This window comes from Streptomyces sp. NPDC056503 (genome assembly GCF_042794995.1).
In the GTDB taxonomy this organism is placed as follows: Bacteria; Actinomycetota; Actinomycetes; order Streptomycetales; family Streptomycetaceae; genus Streptomyces.
The window spans coordinates 1-20142 of the sequence record NZ_JBHTST010000110.1 but is presented as its reverse complement, the minus strand read 5'-3'; the positions used below and the strand labels follow the sequence as shown (position 1 = coordinate 20142).

Annotated in this window: 19 protein-coding genes; 14 read left to right on the top strand and 5 right to left on the bottom strand. The window is 72.8% G+C overall.

What is annotated here, in order from left to right:
- Positions 1 to 104: 104 nt before the first annotated feature.
- Entirely contained in the window at positions 105 to 1487 is a 1383-nt protein-coding gene (locus tag ACFQ8C_RS27340) for a cytochrome P450 (protein ID WP_383462256.1), read from the top strand.
- Between the two features lie 29 nt (positions 1488 to 1516).
- Here ACFQ8C_RS27340 and ACFQ8C_RS27335 read toward each other — a convergent pair whose 3' ends face one another.
- From ACFQ8C_RS27335 to ACFQ8C_RS27320, 4 genes are all read right to left on the bottom strand, one after another.
- The gene (locus ACFQ8C_RS27335) at positions 1517 to 2728 is read right to left on the bottom strand and encodes a helix-turn-helix domain-containing protein (RefSeq protein WP_383462255.1); all 1212 of its coding nucleotides are present in this window, start codon (positions 2726 to 2728) and stop codon (positions 1517 to 1519) included.
- 217 nt (positions 2729 to 2945) lie between these two features.
- Positions 2946 to 3890 (bottom strand): hypothetical protein, encoded by a 945-nt coding sequence (locus tag ACFQ8C_RS27330; RefSeq protein ID WP_383462253.1) that lies wholly within the window; start codon positions 3888 to 3890, stop codon positions 2946 to 2948.
- A 20-nt stretch (positions 3891 to 3910) separates the two neighbouring features.
- Complete coding sequence (locus tag ACFQ8C_RS27325) at positions 3911 to 5566, bottom strand: DUF6801 domain-containing protein (protein ID WP_383462251.1); 1656 nt, start codon at positions 5564 to 5566, stop codon at positions 3911 to 3913.
- Positions 5567 to 5737: 171 nt separating this feature from the next.
- A complete protein-coding gene (locus ACFQ8C_RS27320) occupies positions 5738 to 6367 on the bottom strand; it encodes a hypothetical protein (protein WP_383462249.1) in 630 nt (209 codons plus the stop codon).
- A gap of 616 nt (positions 6368 to 6983) precedes the next feature.
- Between ACFQ8C_RS27320 and ACFQ8C_RS27315 the strand changes: the two genes are divergently transcribed.
- The 13 genes from ACFQ8C_RS27315 (at position 6984) to ACFQ8C_RS27255 (ending at position 19178) form a co-directional block, all read left to right on the top strand.
- Positions 6984 to 7997 carry an ABC transporter ATP-binding protein gene (locus tag ACFQ8C_RS27315; protein ID WP_383462247.1) on the top strand — a complete coding sequence of 338 codons (1014 nt, stop codon included), beginning with the start codon at positions 6984 to 6986 and terminating at the stop codon, positions 7995 to 7997.
- Positions 7994 to 8758, top strand: a complete 765-nt coding sequence (locus ACFQ8C_RS27310; RefSeq protein ID WP_383462245.1) for an MlaE family ABC transporter permease — start codon at positions 7994 to 7996, stop codon at positions 8756 to 8758. The genes ACFQ8C_RS27315 and ACFQ8C_RS27310 overlap by 4 nt, the downstream gene beginning before the upstream one ends.
- A gap of 4 nt (positions 8759 to 8762) precedes the next feature.
- Positions 8763 to 9569: an MlaE family ABC transporter permease gene (locus ACFQ8C_RS27305; protein WP_383462243.1), complete on the top strand. Its 807-nt coding sequence runs from the start codon at positions 8763 to 8765 to the stop codon at positions 9567 to 9569.
- Position 9570: 1 nt separating this feature from the next.
- A complete protein-coding gene (locus tag ACFQ8C_RS27300) occupies positions 9571 to 10824 on the top strand; it encodes an MCE family protein (protein WP_383462241.1) in 1254 nt (417 codons plus the stop codon).
- Positions 10821 to 11879 (top strand): MCE family protein, encoded by a 1059-nt coding sequence (locus tag ACFQ8C_RS27295; RefSeq protein ID WP_383462240.1) that lies wholly within the window; start codon positions 10821 to 10823, stop codon positions 11877 to 11879. Before ACFQ8C_RS27300 ends, ACFQ8C_RS27295 begins: the two co-directional genes overlap by 4 nt.
- On the top strand, positions 11876 to 12928 hold the full coding sequence (locus ACFQ8C_RS27290; protein WP_383462238.1) for an MCE family protein: 1053 nt from the start codon (positions 11876 to 11878) through the stop codon (positions 12926 to 12928). The genes ACFQ8C_RS27295 and ACFQ8C_RS27290 overlap by 4 nt, the downstream gene beginning before the upstream one ends.
- On the top strand, positions 12925 to 13965 hold the full coding sequence (locus ACFQ8C_RS27285; RefSeq protein ID WP_383462236.1) for an MCE family protein: 1041 nt from the start codon (positions 12925 to 12927) through the stop codon (positions 13963 to 13965). Before ACFQ8C_RS27290 ends, ACFQ8C_RS27285 begins: the two co-directional genes overlap by 4 nt.
- Positions 13962 to 15212, top strand: coding sequence for an MCE family protein (locus tag ACFQ8C_RS27280; RefSeq protein WP_383462234.1), 1251 nt, complete (start codon positions 13962 to 13964; stop codon positions 15210 to 15212). Before ACFQ8C_RS27285 ends, ACFQ8C_RS27280 begins: the two co-directional genes overlap by 4 nt.
- Positions 15209 to 16486, top strand: a complete 1278-nt coding sequence (locus ACFQ8C_RS27275) for an MCE family protein (protein ID WP_383462232.1) — start codon at positions 15209 to 15211, stop codon at positions 16484 to 16486. The genes ACFQ8C_RS27280 and ACFQ8C_RS27275 overlap by 4 nt, the downstream gene beginning before the upstream one ends.
- Positions 16483 to 16995, top strand: a complete 513-nt coding sequence (locus tag ACFQ8C_RS27270; RefSeq protein ID WP_383462230.1) for a hypothetical protein — start codon at positions 16483 to 16485, stop codon at positions 16993 to 16995. The genes ACFQ8C_RS27275 and ACFQ8C_RS27270 overlap by 4 nt, the downstream gene beginning before the upstream one ends.
- Positions 16992 to 17732, top strand: a complete 741-nt coding sequence (locus tag ACFQ8C_RS27265) for a hypothetical protein (RefSeq protein WP_383462229.1) — start codon at positions 16992 to 16994, stop codon at positions 17730 to 17732. Before ACFQ8C_RS27270 ends, ACFQ8C_RS27265 begins: the two co-directional genes overlap by 4 nt.
- 26 nt (positions 17733 to 17758) lie before the next feature.
- Positions 17759 to 18301: a hypothetical protein gene (locus ACFQ8C_RS27260; RefSeq protein WP_383462227.1), complete on the top strand. Its 543-nt coding sequence runs from the start codon at positions 17759 to 17761 to the stop codon at positions 18299 to 18301.
- Between the two features lie 61 nt (positions 18302 to 18362).
- On the top strand, positions 18363 to 19178 hold the full coding sequence (locus ACFQ8C_RS27255; protein ID WP_383462225.1) for a hypothetical protein: 816 nt from the start codon (positions 18363 to 18365) through the stop codon (positions 19176 to 19178).
- Between the two features lie 5 nt (positions 19179 to 19183).
- Here ACFQ8C_RS27255 and ACFQ8C_RS27250 read toward each other — a convergent pair whose 3' ends face one another.
- Positions 19184 to 19975: a putative protein N(5)-glutamine methyltransferase gene (locus tag ACFQ8C_RS27250; RefSeq protein ID WP_383462223.1), complete on the bottom strand. Its 792-nt coding sequence runs from the start codon at positions 19973 to 19975 to the stop codon at positions 19184 to 19186.
- Positions 19976 to 20142 lie beyond the last annotated feature (167 nt).

Genomic DNA, 20142 nt, shown 5'->3' with positions numbered 1-20142 from the left:
AACCGGCCAACGGGCCAGAACAGGACGGCCCGTCGGCGGAAGCTACCCTCCGGTCACTTCCTGCGGGACAATCCCCACGGCGCCGCGATCAAGGGGGAAGTCACATGGCCACCGAAGCCACCGAAACCCGCACCGAAGCACCCGTCCTCACCGGACTGCCCGTCATCGGCTCGATGTTCGACCTCAGGAACGACTCGCTCGGCACCTTCCTGCGCGCCCGGCGCGATCACGGCGACGTCGTCCGCATCACCGCCGGCCCGCCCGGCGTCCGCGCCCACGTCTACGCCGTCTTCTCCGCCGAGGGCGCCCAGCAGGTCCTCGCCGGCGAGTCCGCCAACTTCCGCAAGGAGAACGCCTTCTACCAGGAGATCCGCGAGTCCTTCGGCAACGGCCTGCTCACCAGCCAGGACGACGACTACCTGCGCCAGCGCCGGCTCGTCCAGCCGCTCTTCACCAAGCGGCGCGTGGACGGCTACGCCGACGCCATCGCCTCCGAGGTCACCACCCTCACCTCCGAGTGGGAGAAGTCCGGCGCCACGACCGTCGACGTCCTCCAGGAGTCGACCCGGCTCGCCCTGCGCGCCGTCGCCCGCATCCTCTTCGGCACCGACGTCGACTCCGCCGTCGAGGTCGTGGAGCGCTGCTTCCCCGGCGTCGGCTCGTACGTGCTCAGCCGCGGCTACGCCCCGGTCAAGGTGCCCCGCGACTGGCCCACCCCCGGCAACCGCCGCGCCGCCGCCCTCCACCAGGCGCTGTACGAGGAGTGCGACCGGATCATCGCCGAGCGGAAGGCCGGCGGCCGGGCCGAGGAGGACGGCGACGACCTGCTGACCCTGCTCGTCCGGGCCGAGAGCGCCGAGGACGGCGCCTTCGACGCCACCGAACTCCGCGAGCAGGTCCTCGTCTTCCTGCTCGCCGGCCACGAGACGACGGCCACCTCGATCGGCTTCGCCCTCCACCTCCTCGCCCTCCACCCGGAGGCCCAGCGGCGCGCCCACGAGGAGGTCGACCGGGTCCTCGGGGGCCGTACCCCCGGCGCGGCCGACCTCGACGCGCTGCCGTACGTGACCCGGGTCCTCAAGGAGGCGATGCGGCTCTTCCCGGCCGCGCCCGTCATCGGCCGCCGGGCCGTCGCCGCCACCACGGTCGGCGGCGTCGCCATCCCGGCCGGCGCCGACGTCATCGTCGCCCCCTGGGTCACCCACCGGCACCCCGCCTACTGGGACGACGCCGAGCGCTTCGACCCGGACCGCTTCACCCCCGAGGCGGAGGCCGCCCGCCCCCGCTACGCCTGGTTCCCCTTCGGCGGCGGCCCCCGGGCCTGCATCGGCCAGCACTTCTCGATGCTGGAGTCGGTGATCGCGCTCGCGATGATCCTCCAGCGCCACGGCTTCGAGGCCGTGGACACCGAGGTGCCGGTCGCCCCCGCGATCACCCTTCAGGCCGCCGGTCCGGCCCGCTGCCGGCTCGTCCCCAGGGAGGGGTAGCGGGCCCAGGGAGGGGGAGCGGGGCGGGGTCAGTCCGTGGACTTCCGGCCGTGGAGGTGGAGCGAGCGCAGGGCCGCCTCCAGGGCGAAGCGGTGATCGGGGTCCAGGAGCCGGTCACCGAAGTGGTTGTCGAGGTTCCGCAGGCGGTAGCGGACCGTCTGGGCGTGTACGCCGAGGAGTTCGCCCACCTGCTCGGCCGGGGCCCGGGTGGAGACGTGCACGCGCAGGGTCTCGATCAGCCGCTCGCGGCGGGTGCCCGACAGGCCGTCGAGCGGGGCCAGTTCGCGCTGGGCGAGCTGGGCCGTCAGCGCGGGGTCGGAGAGCAGCCACAGGGTCGTCAGATGGTCCTCGCACGCCACGACGGGGGCGTCCGCGACGATGCCGTCGTCGACGAGCTGGAGGACCCGCCGCGCCCAGCGCAGCGAGTGGGCGGCCTGCGCCGGCGGCACGGTCAGTCCGATGACGGCGGGGGTGCCGGCCAGGGCGGCGTCGAGCATCACGCGGCGTTCCTCGGTCAGCGGGCCGGGCACGAGGAGATGCGGGTGCGGCAGGCTGAGGTCGGCGAGGACGTCCCGGTCGAGCTGGGCCGGCAGGACCCCGGTGGCCGGCGGCCTCAGGACGACCAGGGTGCACTCGGCGGGCAGCTGCCAGGACGCCTCCCGGCAGAGCTCGGCGACGGCCGCCCGGGGCAGCGGCGGCCCCGCCACGACGAGGTGGAGCAGTTTCCTGCGCAGCGCGGCCACGTCGGAGACCGCGCGGGTCTGGACGGCGACGTACCCCTCGCGGGAGAGGGCCTCCAGCTCGTCCACGTACGCGAAGAGGGCGTCCGCGAAGGCCAGGATCAGGGTGGGGGAGAGGTTGTAGGTGCGCCCGATGCTCTTGGCGCGCCGCAGGGCGATGCGGGCGCCGAGGCGGTAGGCGCCGAGTAAGGAGTCCAGGTCCCGTCCCTCGTACGCCTCCACCCGGCCGAACTGGCGCAGCAGTTCGTCACGGAGGACGGAGTTCGTCCCGGGGGTGTCGACCCGGTCCACGAAGGCGGCCAGGGCCTGCTCGACGCCCTGGCGGATGGCGTCGCAGTGGGGGCCGTTGAAGAGGTGGGTGTACACGGGGTAGGCGCGCTCGATCTCGACGCCGATCTCCTTGACGAGGCCCGGGATCTCCGGTCGCATCAGGGCGGCGAACTCTCGGGGCAGCGGATCGAGCGGCTCACCGAGCTCCGGTGACTGTGCGGTGGAGGGCATGGACCGATCCCTTGTTCTGCTACGTGACCGGTGGGGGAGCGGCGCTACGGCGCCCGACCGGGGTGGTGGGCGCCGCAGGAGCCGTCTGGTACGTACCGATGTGGATGTGCTGAAAGCTAGGACAACTGTTGTGTGCTGTACACAACTTGAGCAAGAGTCATGTTCGCGAGGAGGGTGTACGCGGCCGACTCGGCCGGTAATGACCCCTGGGTGGCCGTTAGTTGACGGCCGAGTGCCAGTTCCGCGAGAAGACCTTGCCGGCGTCGGGGGAGAGGACCCCGGGGGCGAAGAGACCGGTCAGGTAGGTCTGGGTGTTGTCGAGCAGGAGCTTGTTCTTGCCCGCGGCGGAGGGCAGCCCCGTCTTCAGGTTGACCGCCGCGTCGATGACGCCGAACCACCCGAGACCGCAGCCGCTGGCGCCGGGGACGGCGAAGCCGTCGTCGTACTGGGTGGAGCCGAGGAGGTTGAGGCGGCTCATGTCGCCCTCCTCGTTCGCGGTGCCGTCGCCGTCGAAGCGCTCGACGCCGAACTCGGGCGCCGTGAGGTTCTTCGGGCGGAGCAGGATCGGGTGGGACTTGGTCCCGATGTAGCAGTTGTCGCCGAGGAACGGGTTCTGCAGGCGGATACGGACCGGGATGGTCACGATCGGCTGGTCGGTGAGGACGCCCGCGATCTGGTCGAACTGCGAGGGCGTGCCGACCGACTCCATGGTGGCCGTGATCTTGTTGAGTCTGGCGTCCGACAGCTGCCGGCAGATGTCGGTGACGAAGGGGATGTCGCTCGGACACATCAGCCCCATCAGGCCGCCGGGGACGGTGGCGGAGTCGGCGATGAGCGCGCCGCCGGCGGGCGCGACGACCGAGTTGGTGCCGTCGGCGTTCTGCACGACGCCCATCTGGAGGTTGGTCTTCCCGGTGGTCACCGTGGTGTTGCCCAGCTTGATGGAGCCGCTGAGGGAGTACGAGACGATGCACTGCGGCGACGTGTCGAGACCGTCCGAGGCGATCATCGCGGTGGCGTCGACGGGGCAGCGGGTGGACGGCGCCCAGCCGCCGTTGAGCACCGGGGCGGCCGCGGTCGCCGTGCCCATGGAGGCGAAGGCGCCGAGCGCGGTGAGGGCGGAGACGGTGGCGAGCTTGGCGCGGGAGGAGACGAGGGGCATGGCGGGGCCTTTCGTTGGGGTCAGCGCTCGGGCTTGGGGACGATGAGGGGCTGGCGGTCCTCGGTGCACTGGTCCGGAGGCGGTACCTCGACGCCCACGGAGCAGGTCTGGCCCTGGATCTGCTTGAGGTAGTTGCCGGGCCCGGAGATGGAGGCGGTGAGCAGCCGGTCGAGGTCCTCGCCGCCGGCGCCGCAGTCCTTGAAGGGCGGGATGGTGACCTCGCCGGTGAGGGCGCCGCCGCCGGTGAGGACGTAGCCCTCGGCGGGCTGGCCGAAGGGGATCCTGCCCAGACCCAGCAGGACCAGGTGGTCCCCCGGGTACGTGTCGGGCTCGGGCTCGGGCGAGGCGAGCGGTGTCGCCGTGCGGCAGGAGGGGCCGACGTCCAGGTCGACTCCGTTCACCTTGACGTCGAGGACGCGGAGGACGAGCGGAGCCCGGACGGTGTTCTCCAGGTAGTTGTCGAAGGTGGAGAAGATGACGCGGACCAGGGTGTCGACCGTGATGGGCCCCGTCTGCTCCAGGACCATGGTCGCCGTCACCGGCTGGAAGTCGAAGGTCAGGAAGGTGGCGGTGAACGGCGGGGTCTGTTTGCGGCCCTGGTAGGAGAGGTCGGCCAGGGACAGGTTGGTGAAGTGGAACTCGCCTTCCGGGGGCGGCTCGTTCGGGATCTGCATCTCGCCCTGTTCGATCAGCATGCAGGTGACCGGGACGAGCGAGGCGCCGTTCAGCTTCCGCACGTTGGAGTAGCCGGTGATGTACGCGGAGAGCGAGAGGGGCGTCGGCTTCTCGGTCACGCAGGGCGGCGCGTCCGGCCGGGGCGCCGGCGTGCCCGGCGCGTCCTCGTCGGCCGCCGCGGGGCCCCTGTCCGCCTGCCGCCCCGCCTCGGGGGTCTTCGGGACGCCGGGCGTCCCGCGGGTGGTCTCCGGCACCCCCACGGTCGGCCGGCCGTCGGTCGGCCGGTCCGCGGGCGGCCGGCCCACGGGCGGGGACGACGGCGAGGAGGGGGCGGTGGGCGAGGGCGGCGGGGTCGACGGCGTTCCGGCCGAGGAGTCGGCGCCCACCGGGACCTCGGCGAGCACCGTACGGCCCTCCGCGTCCGGGCCGGGTGCGCAGGCCACGGAGAGGGCCGCGGGGGTGGCGGCCGCCCCGTCGGCCGCGCTCGGGGCGAGGTCGACGGCGAGGGTCCCGGCGGTGAGGACCAGCCGGCCCGCGGTGTCCGTGGTCAGGGACGGCACGTCACCGCTCGTGGCGAGGACGAGCGGCCCTTCGGCGGGTACGGCGACGGGTTGCGCCGTGCCGCTCCACGTGACCTCCGTACGCTGCTCGTTCTGGGCCACGCCGACCGCGAGCCGCGTCTCCGCGCGGACGGTGGCGGCCCGGGGCGCGGTGAGGCCGGCCACGGCCGCCGCCGGGAGCTCGACGGTCGTGGTGACGTCGGTGGGCCGGATCTCCTCGCCCACGGCCGCCCGTTCGGGGAAGGCCGCCGTGATCCGCACCGTCGCCGCCTGCGGCCCCGAGGGCAGGGCGCAGACGTAGGGCAGCGCGGCGTCGACCCGCACCGTCCCGACGGCGACGGCCGCCGCGGGGAGCAGGGGGGCGAGCGCCACGAACGCGGCGATCGTCGCGCCCCGCACGCGCGCGCGGGACGGTCGTGGGGTGGGCCGGGGGCCTCTCATCGGGTGCTCCGCTCGGGTCGTTCGCGAACGCGGGAGGGGGACTCAGGGGTGGAGCGGACGGTGGGCGGGCGGTCCCGGTGCCGTCCCTCGGCTTCTCGGGCGGTGACCGGCGGACAGGCCCGCGTCCGCCCGGCCGGGTGACCGGCCGGACGGACGCGGGTTCCCGATGCCTTACGGGTTGGAGCCGACGATCGTCGGGATCGTGGCGCCCGCCTTGAAGAGGTACGTGCCCTTGAAGATCGGCTTGGCGCCGACCGGGACCGCCGCGCCGCAGCCGCTCGACGACACGACGGTGAGCTCGCCCGCGAGGCTGCTGACGGCGAGCGCGCCCGTCGAGTTGGTGTACGTGCTCGACGCCTTGCCCGTGACGCGGAAGACACAGGCGCCGACGGTCACCTTGGCGTCGACGTTGCCGACGTAGCCCTTGGTGACGCCGGTCGCGGCGGTGTAGTCCTGCGCCACGATCGTCCAGGGGGTGGTCGGGACCGTGGTCACCGGGCCCAGGACGCTGGTGCAGGGCGCGCCGGTGGCACCGAAGGCGATGGAGGTGATCTGGCCGACGGTGGCCGGGTTGCCGGTGGTGCTGGCGCCCGTGCCCGCGCCGTTCGACTTCGTACACGTCATGGCGAGGCCGTTGACGCTGAGGACGATGTTCCCGCTGTTGACCGCGGTGATGCTGGCCGGGTTCGGGCTGACGGTCCAGACCGTCGAGGGCACCGCGGAGGCGGGGCTCACGGCGAGGGCGAACGCGGCCGACGCGGCTCCCGCGACCACGGCGATGTTTCTGATCGACTTCTTCATGACTCTGGGACTCTCCTTGGGGATTGACCGGCAGAGGGTGCTTCGGTGGGGGTGCTGCGGTGGGGGCAGAGAGGCCGGCGGCCTGTCAGATTCCCTGCCGCGAAACGAGACGTTACTTGCGGGAAACTTAGCCGAACAATGGCGCGAACCATGATTCTTTGAAGTGGCCGTATTGCCTGTCAAGGGGGTGAGCGATGGCGGGAATACGCTTGGTTCCGGAGTGCGTAATGTCGACAATTCTGATCGATCATGCGAGGTCGGGACGGTGTTCCGCGACTCCGGTCCCCGTATTCCTCCGACCGGTGACAAGTCGGCCTGCGGAATTGTCTCCCCCCTGACAAAGGGGCCCCCTCCGGGGCCTGTTCCGCGAAAACTCCGGATACGGTATTGCCCCGCGAGGTTACTCGGCCGTAGCGTTCCCGGGAGTCGACGCTCAGTCGCAGGTCGGCGCCCCATTCTGTCGCCACGGAGACAAGAGGGACCGCCTACTTTGTCTTCGCGGTGACAAACGCGGAAGCGGATCAATGATTTTGCGCCACAGCTATTGTCCGGGTGATCCGGAACGGCCTACCGTGCGCCCGCGGCGCACGCGTCACGCACGCTTGCTGGAGGTGGGATGGGAATCGAAGTAGTCGTTGAGGGACTGACCATGTCCTTCGGCAAGCAGAACATCTGGCAGGACGTGTCGCTGACGTTGCCGGCCGGAGAGGTGAGCGTGATGCTCGGCCCTTCCGGAACCGGCAAGACGGTCTTCCTGAAATCGCTCATCGGCCTCCTGAAACCCCAACAGGGGCGGGTCCTCATCAACGGCGTCGACATGGTCGGCGGCCGGGAACGGGACATCTACGAGACCCGGAAGCTCTTCGGCCTCATGTTCCAGGACGGCGCCCTCTTCGGCTCCATGACGCTCTTCGACAACATCGCCTTCCCGCTGCGCGAGCACACCCGCAAGCGGGAGTCCGAGATCCGGCGCATCGTCATGGAACGCATCGAACTCGTCGGCCTGCTCGGCGCCGAGGGCAAGCTGCCGGGCGAGATCAGCGGCGGCATGCGCAAGCGCGCCGGCCTGGCCCGCGCGCTGGTGCTCGACCCCCAGATCGTGCTCTGCGACGAACCGGACTCCGGCCTGGACCCGGTCCGCACCGCGTACCTCTCCCAGCTGCTCATCGACCTGAACGCGCGGATCGACGCGACGATGCTGATCGTCACCCACAACCTCGACATCGCGGCGACCGTCCCCGACAACATGGGGATGTTCTTCCGGCGGAACCTGGTCACCTTCGGCCCCCGCGAAGTGCTCCTCACCAGCGACGAACCGGTCGTCACCCAGTTCCTTGCCGGCCGCCGCGAAGGCCCCATCGGCATGTCCGAGGAGAAGGACGCCGCCGCCCTCGCCGCCGAGGCGGACAGCGCCCCCGCCGGCCACCCCGACGGGCCCCGCGTCATCGTCCCGCAGCTGGAGCCCTCGCCGGGACTGCCCCCGCGCGCCGCCGTCGTACGCCGCCGCGAGCGGGTCCTCGCCATGCTGGACACCCTGCCGCCCGCCGCCCGCGCCGCCATCCAGGACACCTACGCGCGGCACGCCGCCGCGCGGACCCTCTCCCTGCCGTCCCCCGGGAGCGGCACGTGATCGGCGGGGCGCTGCGGCAGACCGGCCGCCTCTTCGCGCTCGCCGCCGAGGTGACCCGGGCCGTCTTCCGCAGGCCCTTCCAGTTCCGGGAGTTCATCGAGCAGTTCTGGTTCGTCGCCAGCGTCACGATCCTGCCGGCCGCGCTCGTCTCCATCCCGTTCGGCGCCGTGATCGCCCTCCAGGTCGGCTCGCTCACCCAGCAGCTGGGTGCCCAGTCCTTCACCGGCGGCGCCTCCGTCCTCGCCGTCATCCAGCAGGCCAGCCCGCTCATCGTCGCGCTCCTGATCGCCGGCGCCGCCGGCTCCGCGATCTGCGCCGACCTCGGTTCCCGCAAGATCCGCGAGGAGCTGGACGCGATGGAGGTCATGGGCGTCTCGCCGGTGCAGCGCCTGGTCGTCCCGCGCGTCCTCGCCACCATGGCCGTCGCCGTCCTCCTCAACGGCATGGTCTCCGTCGTCGGCACCCTGGGCGGCTACTTCTTCAACATCGTGCTCCAGGGCGGCACCCCCGGCGCGTACCTCTCCAGCTTCTCCGCCCTCGCCCAGCTCCCCGACCTCTACATCAGCGAACTGAAGGCGCTGGTCTTCGGGTTCATCGCGGGCATCGTCGCCGCCTACCGGGGGCTCAACCCGCGCGGCGGGCCCAAGGGCGTCGGCGACGCCGTCAACCAGGCCGTCGTCATCACCTTCATGCTGCTCTTCTTCGTGAACATGGTGCTGACGGGCATCTACCTCCAGATCGTCCCGCCGAAGGGGGGCTGAGACGATGGCCTCCCCGCTCGGCTGGCTCGACCGCTCCGGCGACCAGCTCCTCTTCTACGCCAGGGCCCTGCTCTGGGTCCCCAGGACCCTGCGCCGCTACCTCAGGGAGGTCCAGCGGCTGCTCGCCGAGGTCGCCTTCGGCTCCGGCGGCCTCGGCGTCGTCGGCGGCACCATCGGCGTCATGATCGCGATGACGCTCTTCACCGGCACCGTCGTCGGACTCCAGGGCTACGCCGCCCTCGAACAGATCGGCACCGCCGCCTTCACCGGCTTCGTCTCCGCCTACTTCAACACCCGCGAGATCGCCCCGCTCGTCGCCGGCCTCGCCCTCTCCGCGACCGTCGGCGCCGGCTTCACCGCCCAGCTCGGCGCCATGCGCATCAACGAGGAGGTCGACGCCCTCGAAGGCATGGGCATCCGCTCCATGCCCTACCTGGTCACCACCCGGATCATCGCGGGCGTCGTCGCCATCGTCCCGCTCTACGCGGTCGGCCTGCTCTCCTCCTACCTGGCCTCCCGCTACGTCACGGTCCTCTTCAACGGCCAGTCCCAGGGCACGTACGACCACTACTTCAACCTGTTCCTGTCCCCGACCGACGTCCTGCTGTCCATGCTCAAAGTGCTGATCTTCAGCGTGATGGTGATCGTCGCGCACTGCTACTACGGCTTCCGCGCGTCCGGCGGCCCCGCCGGCGTCGGCATCGCCGTCGGCCGCTCCGTGCGCAACGCCATCGTGCTGATCAGCGTCACCGACTTCTTCCTGTCGCTGGCCCTCTGGGGCGCGACCACGACCGTGAAGGTGGCGGGGTGAGATGAACGCTCCACGAGGCCAGACCCTGCGCCGCCGCTCCGCCGGCGTCGTCTTCCTGCTGGTCCCCGCCCTGCTCGCGTGGCTGGCGGTCGCCGTCTACGACAAGAGGTTCACCGACTCCGATCCGATCACCGTCGAGACCGGCAGCGTCGGAAACGAGATGCACCTCGGCGCCGAGGTGAAGCTCCGCGGCGTCGTCGTCGGCGAGGTCCGCGCCATCGACGCCACCGACACCGGCGCCCGGCTCACCCTCGCCATGCGGCCCGGCGCCCTCGGCCACGTCCCCGCGGACGTCCGCGCGCAGATGCTGCCGACCACGCTCTTCGGCGAGCGGTTCGTCGCCCTCGTACCGCCCGCGAACCCCTCCCCGGAGCCGCTCGGCGCCGGAGCCGTCATCCCCGAGGACCGCTCCGGCAACGCCGTCGAACTCCAGCAGGTCCTCGACAACCTGCTGCCGATGCTCACCGCCGTCCAGCCGCAGAAGCTCTCCGCCACCCTGTCGGCCGTCTCCCAGGCCCTCGAAGGCCGCGGCGAGAAGCTCGGCGACACCCTCGCCCGGCTCGACGCCCACCTGAAGCGGTTCAACCCCCAACTGCCCGCCCTCACCCGGGACCTCAAGGAACTCGTGAAGGTCAGCCACGTCTACGCGGACGCCGCCCCGGACATCCTCACCGCGCTCACCGACTTCACCACCACCAGCGGCACCCTCGCCGAGAAGGAGGCGGCGCTCTCCGGCACCCTCGGCGCCACCACCCGCGCGGCCCAGGACCTCACCGCCTTCCTGCGGAAGAACAGGAACACCGTCATCCGGCTCAGCGCCACCGGCAGGCCCACCCTGGAGCTGCTCGCCGAGTACTCCTCGTCCTTCCCCTGCACCCTGCGCACCCTCGCCCAGTTCGTCCCCGCCATGGACAAGGCGCTCGGCAAGGGCACCGACCGCCCGGGACTGCACGTGAACGTGACCGCCGTGCCCTCACGCGGCGCGTACGTCCCCGGCCGCGACGCCCCCCGGTACGGCTCCGGCGGCGGCCCCCGCTGCTACCCCGTGCCCTACCTCGGCGTCCCCGTCGCCCCCGCCGCCCGCGCGTCCGCCGCGGCCGACCAGGACCTCGGCCCCGCCAACTCCCCGCAGGAGAACGACCTCGTCACCGAACTCCTCGCCCCCGCCGCCGGCAAGCACCCCGGCGACCTGCCGGAGTGGAGCAGCCTGCTCGCCGGCCCCGCCTTCCGCGGAACGGAGGTGACCCTGCGATGAAGGCCAAGCAAGCGGCGTACTCGCGCCGCCGAGGACTCACCGGCACCGTCCTCAAGTCCCTGGCGTTCGTACTGGTCACAGCGGTGGCCACCACCGTGCTCGGCTTCAGCGTCGCCAACACCGGCGTCGGCTCCGCCACCCACTCCTACAAGGCGCTCTTCACCGACGTCACCGGCCTCGTCGCCGGCGACTCGGTGCGCGTCGCGGGCGTGAAGGTCGGCGAGGTGACCGACGTCCGCGTCGTCGACCGGCGCACCGCCCAGGTGACCTTCTCGGTCCGCGAGGACCGCCCGCTGCCCCGCTCCGCCACCGCGGGCGTCAAGTACCTCAACATGGTCGGCCAGCGGTACGTCTCCCTCGGCCGCGGCAGCGGGGACCTCACCGGCACCCTGGCGGACGGCGAGACCATCCCGCTCGACCGCACCACCCCCGCCCTCGACCTGACCCTGCTCTTCAACGGCTTCAAGCCGCTCTTCGAGGGCCTCTCGCCCGCCGACGTCAACGACCTCGCCGGCTCCCTCGTCCAGGTCCTCCAGGGCGAGAGCGGCACCGTCGACAGCCTGCTGCGCCACATCGGCTCCCTCACCAGGACCGTCGCCGCCAAGGACAAGGTCATCGGAGAGGTCGTCACCCACCTCAACACCGTCCTCACCACCCTCAACGACCGGGAGACCGGCTTCGAGGACCTCGTCGTCACCCTCCAGAAGCTCGTCACCGGCTTCAACACCGACCGCAAGCCCCTCGGCGAGGCGGTCCAGGCCATGGGCGACCTCACCACCACGACCGCCGGGCTCCTCCAGGACGGGCGCGCCCCCCTCAAGAAGGACATCCGCGAACTCGGCAGGCTCTCCGGCACCCTCGGCGCGCACACCCCGAGCATCGAGCGGTTCCTCGCCCGCACCCCCGGCAAGCTGACGGCCCTGGCCCGCCTCTCGTCGTACGGCTCCTGGTTCAACCTCTACCTCTGCGAGGCGCGCGTGAGCGGCGTCACGACCTCCGACGGCTCCAAGCCGCCGACCGGCATCGCCGTGACCGAACCGAGGTGCCGCGGATGAGCCGCCTCCTCGGCCGGATCAAGCCGGTGAAGGAACGCGACCCCCTCGGGGTCGCCGTCGTCGGACTCCTCCTCCTCGGCCTCCTCGCCGCCCTCGCGTACAACGTCGACCGGCTCCCCCTCGTCGGCGGCGACACCTCCTACAGCGCCGACTTCTCCGAGTCCGCCGGGCTCGACGCCGGCGACGAGGTCCGCATCGCCGGCGTCAAGGTCGGCGAGGTCACCGACGTCACCCTCGACGGCCCCAAGGTCAAGGTGACCTTCGAGGCCGGCGACGCCTGGGTCGGGGACCGGTCCACCGCCGCCATCGCCATCAAGACCCTCCTCGGCGAGAAGTACCTCGCCCTCGACCCGCTGGGCTCCGCCCGCCAGGACCCCGGGACCCGCATCCCGCTCTCCCGCACCACGTCCCCGTACGACGTGACCCAGGCCTTCCAGGACCTCGGCGGCACCATCGACGACATCGACACCGGGAAGCTCGCCGAGAGCTTCCGCACCATCTCCGACACCTTCAAGGACTCGCCGCCGCACGTGCGCAGCGCCGCCGACGGCCTGTCCGCGCTGTCGCTGACCGTCTCCAAGCGCGACACCGAACTCGCCCGCCTCCTGAAGAACAGCGACACCTTCACCAGGACCCTCAAGGACAAGAAGTCCAGCTTCGAGGTGCTCCTGGAGGACGGCGGCTCCCTTCTCGGCGAACTCCGGAAGCGCCGCGACGCCGTCCGCGCCCTGCTCAAGGGCAGCCGCGCCCTCGGCACCGAACTGAGCGGCCTCGTCGGCGACAACGAGCGGCAGCTCGGCCCCACCCTGAAGGCGCTCGACCGGGTCACCGGCGTCCTGGAGAAGAACAGCGGGCAGCTCGACAAGACGCTCGCGCTCGTCGGCCCGTACTACCGGCTCGTCGGCAACACCCTCGGCAACGGCCGCTGGTTCGACAGCTACCTGTGCGGAGTCGTGCCCCGGAACTACCTGCCCGAGGGCTCCCTGCCCAAGTCCGGGTGCATGCCGCCGAACCAGCGGACCAAGGCGAAGGGGAGCGGTGCGCGATGACCAGGACCAGAAGACCCCTCGTCACGGGCCTCGCCCTCGCGGTGCTCGCCGCCTGCGGCCTCGTCACCGTCCGCGCCCTCGACGAGGACGGCATCCGGGTCACCGCCTACTTCGACCGCGCCGTCGGCATCTACGCCGGCTCCGACCTGCGCGTCCTCGGCGTCCGCGTCGGAGAGGTCGAGTCCGTGGAGCCCCAGGGCACCCGCGTGCGCGTCGCCCTCCGCCTCGACGAGGGCGTCCGCGTCCCCGCCGACGCCCGCGCCCTCGTCGTCGCCCCCAGCATCGTCGCCGACCGGTACGTCCAGCTCAGCCCCGCCTACCGCGAGGGACCCGCCCTCGGCGACGGCGCCGAACTCCCCGCCTCCCGCAACCGCACCCCCGTCGAGATCGACCAGCTGTACGCCTCGATCACCGACCTGAGCGAGGCGCTCGGCCCCGACGGCGCCAACTCCGCCGGAGCCCTCTCCGCCCTCCTCGACACCGGCGCGAGGAACCTCAAGGGCAACGGCGCCGCCATCGGCACCTCCATCGACCGCTTCGGCAAGGCCGCCAAGACCCTCGACGGCAGCAGCGAGGACCTCTTCGCCACCCTCGGACAGCTCCAGACCTTCACCACCATGCTCAAGGAGAAGGACACCGACGTCCGCACCGCCCAGGAACGCCTCGACGAGGTCGTCGGCTACTTCGCCGAGAACAAGGACGACCTCGCCGGAGCCCTCAAGGAACTCGGCAAGGCCCTCGCCCAGGTGAAGACCTTCATCAAGGACCACCGCGGCGAACTGAAGAAGAACGTCGACCGGCTCGTCCCGCTCACCCGGACCCTCGTCGACCAGCGCGCCTCCCTCGCGGAGGCCCTCGACGTCGCCCCGCTCGCCGCCGGCAACCTCGTCAACGCCTACGACGAGACCACCCGCACCATCGACGGCCGCGCCAACCTCAACGAGATCAGCATGGGCGGCCCGCTGCTCCCGCTGCCCGTCACCGGAGCCTCCGCGACCGGCGGAACGCCCACGAGCCCCGCAGAGGAGGACCGGTGAGACGCCCCCGCCTGCCCTCGGCCAGGGCCGCCGGCACCGGAGCCGCCGGCGCGGTCGCGCTCGGCCTCGGCCTGGCCGTCGCCCTCGGCGCGCTCCCCGTGCCGTCCGTCCGCTTCGACGGCGTCCAGGACCTGCCGCTGCCCGGCGGCGCCGACCTCGGCGACCACCCCTACACGGTCACCGCCGAGATCGCCGACGTCCTCAGCCTGGTGCCGCAGTCCGCGGTCAAGGTCAACGACGTCGCCGTCGGCCGCGTCACCGCCATCGCACTGGACCCCGGCACCTGGACCGCCCGCGTCACCCTGAAGATCAACGGCGAGGTGCGGCTGCCCGCCGACACCGGCGCCCGCGTCGAACAGTCCAGCCTCCTCGGCGAGAAGTACGTCCAGCTCGTCGCCCCGCCCGCCGGCGCCCCACCACGCGGCGGCGTCCAGCGGACCGCCGCCCGCCGGGACACCGGCGCCCGCCTCGCCGACGGCAGCGTCATCCCGCTCGCCCGCACCAGCCGCGACACCGAGGTCGAGGAGGTGTTCGGCGCCCTCTCCCTCCTGCTCAACGGCGGCGGCGTCAACCAGCTCAAGACCATCACCCGCGAACTGAACGCGGCGCTCGGCGGCCGCGAGCCCGAGGTCCGCTCCATGCTCCGGCGGGTCGACACCCTGGTGAAGACCCTGGACGCGCACCGCGGCGACATCACCCGCGCCCTCGACGGCCTCAACCGGCTCTCCACCACCCTCGCCGGCCGCAAGAAGGACGTGGACACCATCCTCACCGACCTCTCGCCCGGCCTGAAGACCCTGGAGAACCAGCGGGGTTCCCTCCTCACCATGCTCCGCGCCCTGGACACCCTCTCCGGCGTCGCCGTCTCCACCGTCGAGGCGAGCAAGAAGGACATGATCGCCGACCTCAAGGCCCTCGCCCCCACCCTGACGGCCCTCGCCGACGCCGGCGCCGACCTCCCCGACTCGCTCCAGGTCCTCCTCACCTACCCCTTCACCGACGAGGTGACGAAGGGCATCAAGGGCGACTACCTCAACACCTACCTCCACCTCGCCGCCGAACCCGGCACCGAGGTGATCCCCCCGCTCGTCCCGAAGGCCGACCCCACCCCCACCCCCGCCCCGACCACCCCCGCCCCGACGGACCCGGGCGCGCCCGCCGACCGGCGACAGGGCACGGGCAGGGGCACGGGATCCCCCCTGCCCCTGCCGGCCATCACCCCGAAGGACGGAGGCGAGCACCGGTGATCACCCGTGCCGTCCGGCTGAAGAACCTCGCCTTCCTCGTCATCGCCGTCACCGTCCTCGCCTTCGTCGGCGTCCGCTACGCCGACCTCGGCCGCTACGCCGGCGTCGCCGACCACTACACCGTCAGGGTCCATCTCGCCCGCACGGGCGGCCTGTTCACCCACTCCGACGTCACCTACCGGGGCGTCTCCGTCGGCCGCGTCGGCGCCATCGACCTCACCGCCGACGGCGTCGTCGCCGAGCTGCGCATCAAGAAGTCGGCCCCCGGGATCCCCGCCGACGCCCAGGCCGTCGTCGCCGGACTCTCCGCCGTCGGCGAGCAGTACATCGACCTGCGCCCCGAGAGCGACGGCGGTCCCTTCCTGGCCGACGGCGCCCGCATCGAACAGTCCGACACCCAGGTGCCGGCCCCCGTCACCGACGTGCTCGGCAGCATGGACGAGCTGACCCGCTCCGTCCCCCTGGACTCGCTGCGCACGGTCGTCGACGAACTCGGCAAGGCCTTCGAGGGCCACGGTGACGACCTCCAGGTCCTCCTCGACAACGGCAGCGCCTTCGTCCAGGCCGCCGACCGCTCCCTCCCCGCCACCACCCGCCTCATCCGGGACGGCGAGGTCGTCCTGCGCACCCAGGCCGACGAGAGCCGCGCCATCCGGGACTTCGCCACCGGGGCCCGGGAACTCGCCGCCACCCTCAAGGGCTCCGACGCCGACCTCCGCAGGCTCCTCACGGTCACTCCCGACGCGGCCGGCCAGCTCAGCGGCCTCCTGAGCGATCTCGACCCGAGCCTGAGCGTCGTCCTCGCCAACCTCCTCACCCCCTCCGAGCTCGCCCTCACCCGCCAGCGCGGCATCGAGGAACTCCTGGTGAAGTACCCGGCGGCCGTCTCCGCCGGAGCGACCGCCGTCGACGGCGGACGGCTCGGCATCGGCCTGGCCGTCACCTTCTTCAAGCCCCTGCCCTGCACCTCCGGCTACGGTGGTACGCGCTACCGCAACGGCCTCGACCTCGGCACCGCGCCGGCCCTCAACACCGGCGCCGCCTGCACCAGCCCCGCCGGGTCCGGGACCAACGTCCGCGGCTCCGCCCACGCCCCGAGGGGCGATGCCGCGCCCGCCCCGGCCCGAGCCCCCGGCTCGCTGAGCCCGCGCGACCCGGACCGCGCCACCGGCGCCGAGCGGCCCCTGCCGGGCGCCCTGGCGCTGCCGGGTCACACCGACGGCCCGACGGACATGGCCGGACTCCTCGGCCTGAAGCCCGGGAGCACCCGATGAGGCGGGCCGGGCTCCTCACCGCCGGCGCCCTCGCCGTCGCCCTGGGCTTCTGCTCCACCGGCGCCTGGACCTACACCCAGGCCCGCACCGACCGGGAGCTCGCCTTCGGCCGCGAACGGGACACCGCCCTCGCCGAGGGGCGGCAGCGCCTCACCGTCCTGAACACCCTCGACGCCTCCACCCGCGAGCGCGCCGAAGCGGGCATCCAGGCCTGGCGCGAGGCCTCCACCGGACCGCTCCGCACCGAACTGGGCCGCACCGAGCCCGCGGTGGGCCCCTCGGCCCGCGCCACCGTCACCGAGGCGGCCCTCACCGCGCTCGACACCCGCGCCGGCACCGCGAAGCTCATCGCGACCGTAAGCGTCGACGTCACCCCCCAGGGAGGCGCCGCCACCACCGACCGCAAACGCCTGGAGGCCGTCCTGACCCGCACCGGCGAGCACACGTGGCGGGTGTCGGCGCTCAGCGCCGTCCCCGTCGCCGGAACCGAGGAGGACCGGACCGGATGACCGCGACACCACCGGCCCCCGACACCGAACTCGCCCCGGAGGAAGCCGAACCCGCGCCCGGGGAAGGCGAACCCGGCTCCGGGAAGGCCGACTCCGCGACCGGTGAGGCCGAACTCGCTCCGGGCGAAGCCGATTCCGTGACCGGTGAGGCCGATTCCGTGCCCGGCGAGCCCGAGCCCGAGCCCGAGCCCGCGACCGGCGAAGGCGGACCGGAGCCGCGGACCGGACGTCCCACCGCCCGCCTCTGGCGCGGGGTGGCCCTGGCCACCGCCCTGACCGCCCTCCTCCTCGGCGGCGGCGCCTTCTTCTACGGCGCCCACCAGCTCCGGACCACCCCCTCGGCGCGGAACCAGGCGCTCACCGACACCGTCGCCACCACCCGCGTCGGCGGCGACGTCGGCGAGGGGCTCGCCCGGATCTTCTCCTACACGCCGACCAGCTCGGACGCCGCCGAACGCAACGCCGCGACCGTCCTCGCCGGCCGCGCCGCCCGCCAGTACGGCGAGCTCTTCGCCCAGGTCCGCGAGAGCCTCGTCGAGCAGCGCATCACCCTCTCCACCCAGGCCGTCCGCACCGGCGTGATCGAACTCGACGGGGACGGCGCACGCGTCCTCGTCTTCCTCGACCAGGTCTCGCACCGGGACAAGGGCGCCGCCACCTCCGCGGCCGCCCAGCTCACCGTGACCGCCCGCTTCCAGGACGACCGCTGGCTGATCACCGACATCAAGCCCCGCTGACCATGAGCGGGAGACGGGAGCACCCCATGACACGCGCGGTCCGCACCCGGGCCGGCGCCCGGCCCGCCCTGGCCGCGGCCCTCGTGCTCACCCTCGCCGCGGGTGGCTTCGCCGCCTGGACCGGCCAGGGCTGGTACGCCGCCGCCCACGACGACTCCGCCGCCTACGCCGCGGAACGCGACCGGGCGCTCGCCGCGGGGGAGCAGGCCGTCCAGAACCTCAACACGCTCGACCACCGGCGGATCGACCGGGGACTCGACCTCTGGGAGTCCTCCACGACCGGCGGACTCCACGAGCAACTCGTCGAAGGGCGCGAGGAGTTCGCGGGTCAGGTGAAGGCGGCGAAGACGGTGACGTCCGCCCGGGTGCTCTCCGCCGCCGTCACGGAACTCGACGACCGCTCGGGACGGGCCCGGCTGCTCGTCGCCCTGCGCGTCACCGTCACGACGCCGGACGGCAAGAGCACCGACAAGGACAGCCGCATGCTGGGCGAACTCACCCGCGCCGACGGGCAGTGGAAGCTCAGCGGTCTGGGGCAGGCCCCCGTCGGCGGCACGGCGACCGGCTGACGGGCAAGGGCCGCCCGGGCCGTACCGCGAGAGCCGCCAGCACCCGAAAGGACACCGCACCATGCCGACGCCCCGCCACCACCTCAACCGCCAGCGCCGCCGCCAGGCCCGCGCCGACCAGCCGGCCCCCGACTCCAAGGCCCCTGGCGGCCTTCTGATCGAGCCCGAGCCGGATCCCGAGCCGGAGACGCGACGGCGAACGGCGGCCAAGCCCGTACGGGAGAAGCCGGAGAGGCCGGAGAGCCCGGAGGAGCCGGAGGAGCCGGAAGGAGCGGGAGAGCCGGAAGAGCGGGCGGCACGGGAAGGGAAGGCGGACGGCGGCACGGCGGCACGGCGACCGCGGCACCGCGCCCCCCTCCTCGTCCTCTGCGCCCTGACGCTCCTGCTCGGCGGCTTCGCGGGGTGGGCGCACGGCAGGGCGGGCGAGCTCCGCGACGACCCGGCGCGCGCGAACACGGCCCTCACCGACCCGGCCCGCACCAGCGAGATCAAGGGGCAGACGGCCGTGGCCGTCGCCGCCCTCTTCTCCTACGACCACACCGACGCCGCCGCCTTCGACCGGGCCGGGAAGGCCTTCCTCACCGGCAAGGCCGTCGAGCAGCACCGGACCCTCTTCGCCGGAGTGCTCGCCCGGGCCGCCGAGCAGAAGTCGGTGATCACGACCACCGTCACCGACAGCGCGGTCGAGCGGATCGACGGCGACCGCGCCCGCGTCCTCGTCTACGCCGACCAGAGCAGCGTCAGTACGGCCGGGAAGCAGCGGTCGAAGGCCCAGGCCCAGGACCAGGGGGTCTACGCGGGCGCGATGTTCGCGGTGGACGTCGTCCACCGCGACGGGACCTGGCTGGTCGAGGGCATCGACACCTTCGGCCGCTGAGCTGCCTAGGCCGGCCGGGTCGCCACGAGCACGGTCGCGTACCGCTCCTCGCAGGAGACGAACCCGGGCGTCAGACCGTGCGCGGCGACGGCGTCGGCCGCCGCCCCGGTCTGCCGCTCGCTCGTCTCGACGAAGAGCCGCCCGCCCGGCGCCAGCCACTCCGGCGCCTCGGCGGCCACCCGGCGCAGCACGTCGAGGCCGTCCGCGCCGCCGTCGAGCGCGACGAGCGGCTCGTGCTCCCGCGCCTCGGGCGGCAGCAGCCCGACCTCCTCGGTCGGTACGTACGGCACGTTGGCGACCAGCACCTCGACCCGCCCGCGCAGGTCGTCCGGGAGCGGCGCGAAGAGATCGCCCTCGAAGACCCGGCCGCCGCGCGGCTCGATGTTCCGGCGGGCGCAGCGGACGGCGGCGGGCTCGATGTCCGCGGCGTACACGCGGACGTCCGGGACGGCCGACAGCAGCACCGCGCCGGCCGCGCCGGAGCCGCAGCACAGGTCGACGCAGAGCGCGCCGGGCGAGGCGAGCGCCACGGCCCGCTCGACGAGGAACTCGGTGCGCCGCCGGGGCACGAACACGCCCGGGTCGACGGCGACGCGCAGCCCGCCGAACTCGGCCCAGCCGACGACGTGTTCCAGGGGGAGTCCGGCCGCCCGCCGCTCGACGAGGACGTCGAGTTCGGTGGTGTCACGGGCGGCGGAGAAGAGGAGTTCCGCCTCGTCCTCGGCGAACACGCAGCCCGCGGCGCGGAGTCGGGAGACGGTGGTGGTGCGAAGGGGGAGAGTGGGGTCGAGCGACATGAAGACCTTCCGGGAAACCGAGCGGAGGCTCCCCGCGGCCGCTACGACCGAGCCGGTGGTACGGCTGCCGAGGGGGAGCTTCCTGCCTGCGTGGTGCGGATCGAACCCACCTCCTCCGGTTGCCGTGTGCCGAGCCCGATGATCATACCCCAGGGGCGGCGCCGGGC

Excerpts from the sequence above, each read along its gene's own strand:
- ACFQ8C_RS27265 (WP_383462229.1), top strand. The coding sequence starts at position 16,992 with ATGACCGCGACACCACCGGCCCCCGACACCGAACTCGCCCCGGAGGAA.
- ACFQ8C_RS27315 (WP_383462247.1), top strand. The coding sequence starts at position 6,984 with ATGGGAATCGAAGTAGTCGTTGAGGGACTGACCATGTCCTTCGGCAAG.
- ACFQ8C_RS27295 (WP_383462240.1), top strand. The coding sequence starts at position 10,821 with ATGAAGGCCAAGCAAGCGGCGTACTCGCGCCGCCGAGGACTCACCGGC.
- ACFQ8C_RS27270 (WP_383462230.1), top strand. The coding sequence starts at position 16,483 with ATGAGGCGGGCCGGGCTCCTCACCGCCGGCGCCCTCGCCGTCGCCCTG.
- ACFQ8C_RS27250 (WP_383462223.1), bottom strand. The coding sequence starts at position 19,975 with ATGTCGCTCGACCCCACTCTCCCCCTTCGCACCACCACCGTCTCCCGA.
- ACFQ8C_RS27260 (WP_383462227.1), top strand. The coding sequence starts at position 17,759 with ATGACACGCGCGGTCCGCACCCGGGCCGGCGCCCGGCCCGCCCTGGCC.
- ACFQ8C_RS27330 (WP_383462253.1), bottom strand. The coding sequence starts at position 3,890 with ATGCCCCTCGTCTCCTCCCGCGCCAAGCTCGCCACCGTCTCCGCCCTC.
- ACFQ8C_RS27285 (WP_383462236.1), top strand. The coding sequence starts at position 12,925 with ATGACCAGGACCAGAAGACCCCTCGTCACGGGCCTCGCCCTCGCGGTG.
- ACFQ8C_RS27340 (WP_383462256.1), top strand. The coding sequence starts at position 105 with ATGGCCACCGAAGCCACCGAAACCCGCACCGAAGCACCCGTCCTCACC.
- ACFQ8C_RS27300 (WP_383462241.1), top strand. The coding sequence starts at position 9,571 with ATGAACGCTCCACGAGGCCAGACCCTGCGCCGCCGCTCCGCCGGCGTC.
- ACFQ8C_RS27290 (WP_383462238.1), top strand. The coding sequence starts at position 11,876 with ATGAGCCGCCTCCTCGGCCGGATCAAGCCGGTGAAGGAACGCGACCCC.
- ACFQ8C_RS27335 (WP_383462255.1), bottom strand. The coding sequence starts at position 2,728 with ATGCCCTCCACCGCACAGTCACCGGAGCTCGGTGAGCCGCTCGATCCG.
- ACFQ8C_RS27325 (WP_383462251.1), bottom strand. The coding sequence starts at position 5,566 with ATGAGAGGCCCCCGGCCCACCCCACGACCGTCCCGCGCGCGCGTGCGG.
- ACFQ8C_RS27255 (WP_383462225.1), top strand. The coding sequence starts at position 18,363 with ATGCCGACGCCCCGCCACCACCTCAACCGCCAGCGCCGCCGCCAGGCC.
- ACFQ8C_RS27320 (WP_383462249.1), bottom strand. The coding sequence starts at position 6,367 with ATGAAGAAGTCGATCAGAAACATCGCCGTGGTCGCGGGAGCCGCGTCG.
- ACFQ8C_RS27305 (WP_383462243.1), top strand. The coding sequence starts at position 8,763 with ATGGCCTCCCCGCTCGGCTGGCTCGACCGCTCCGGCGACCAGCTCCTC.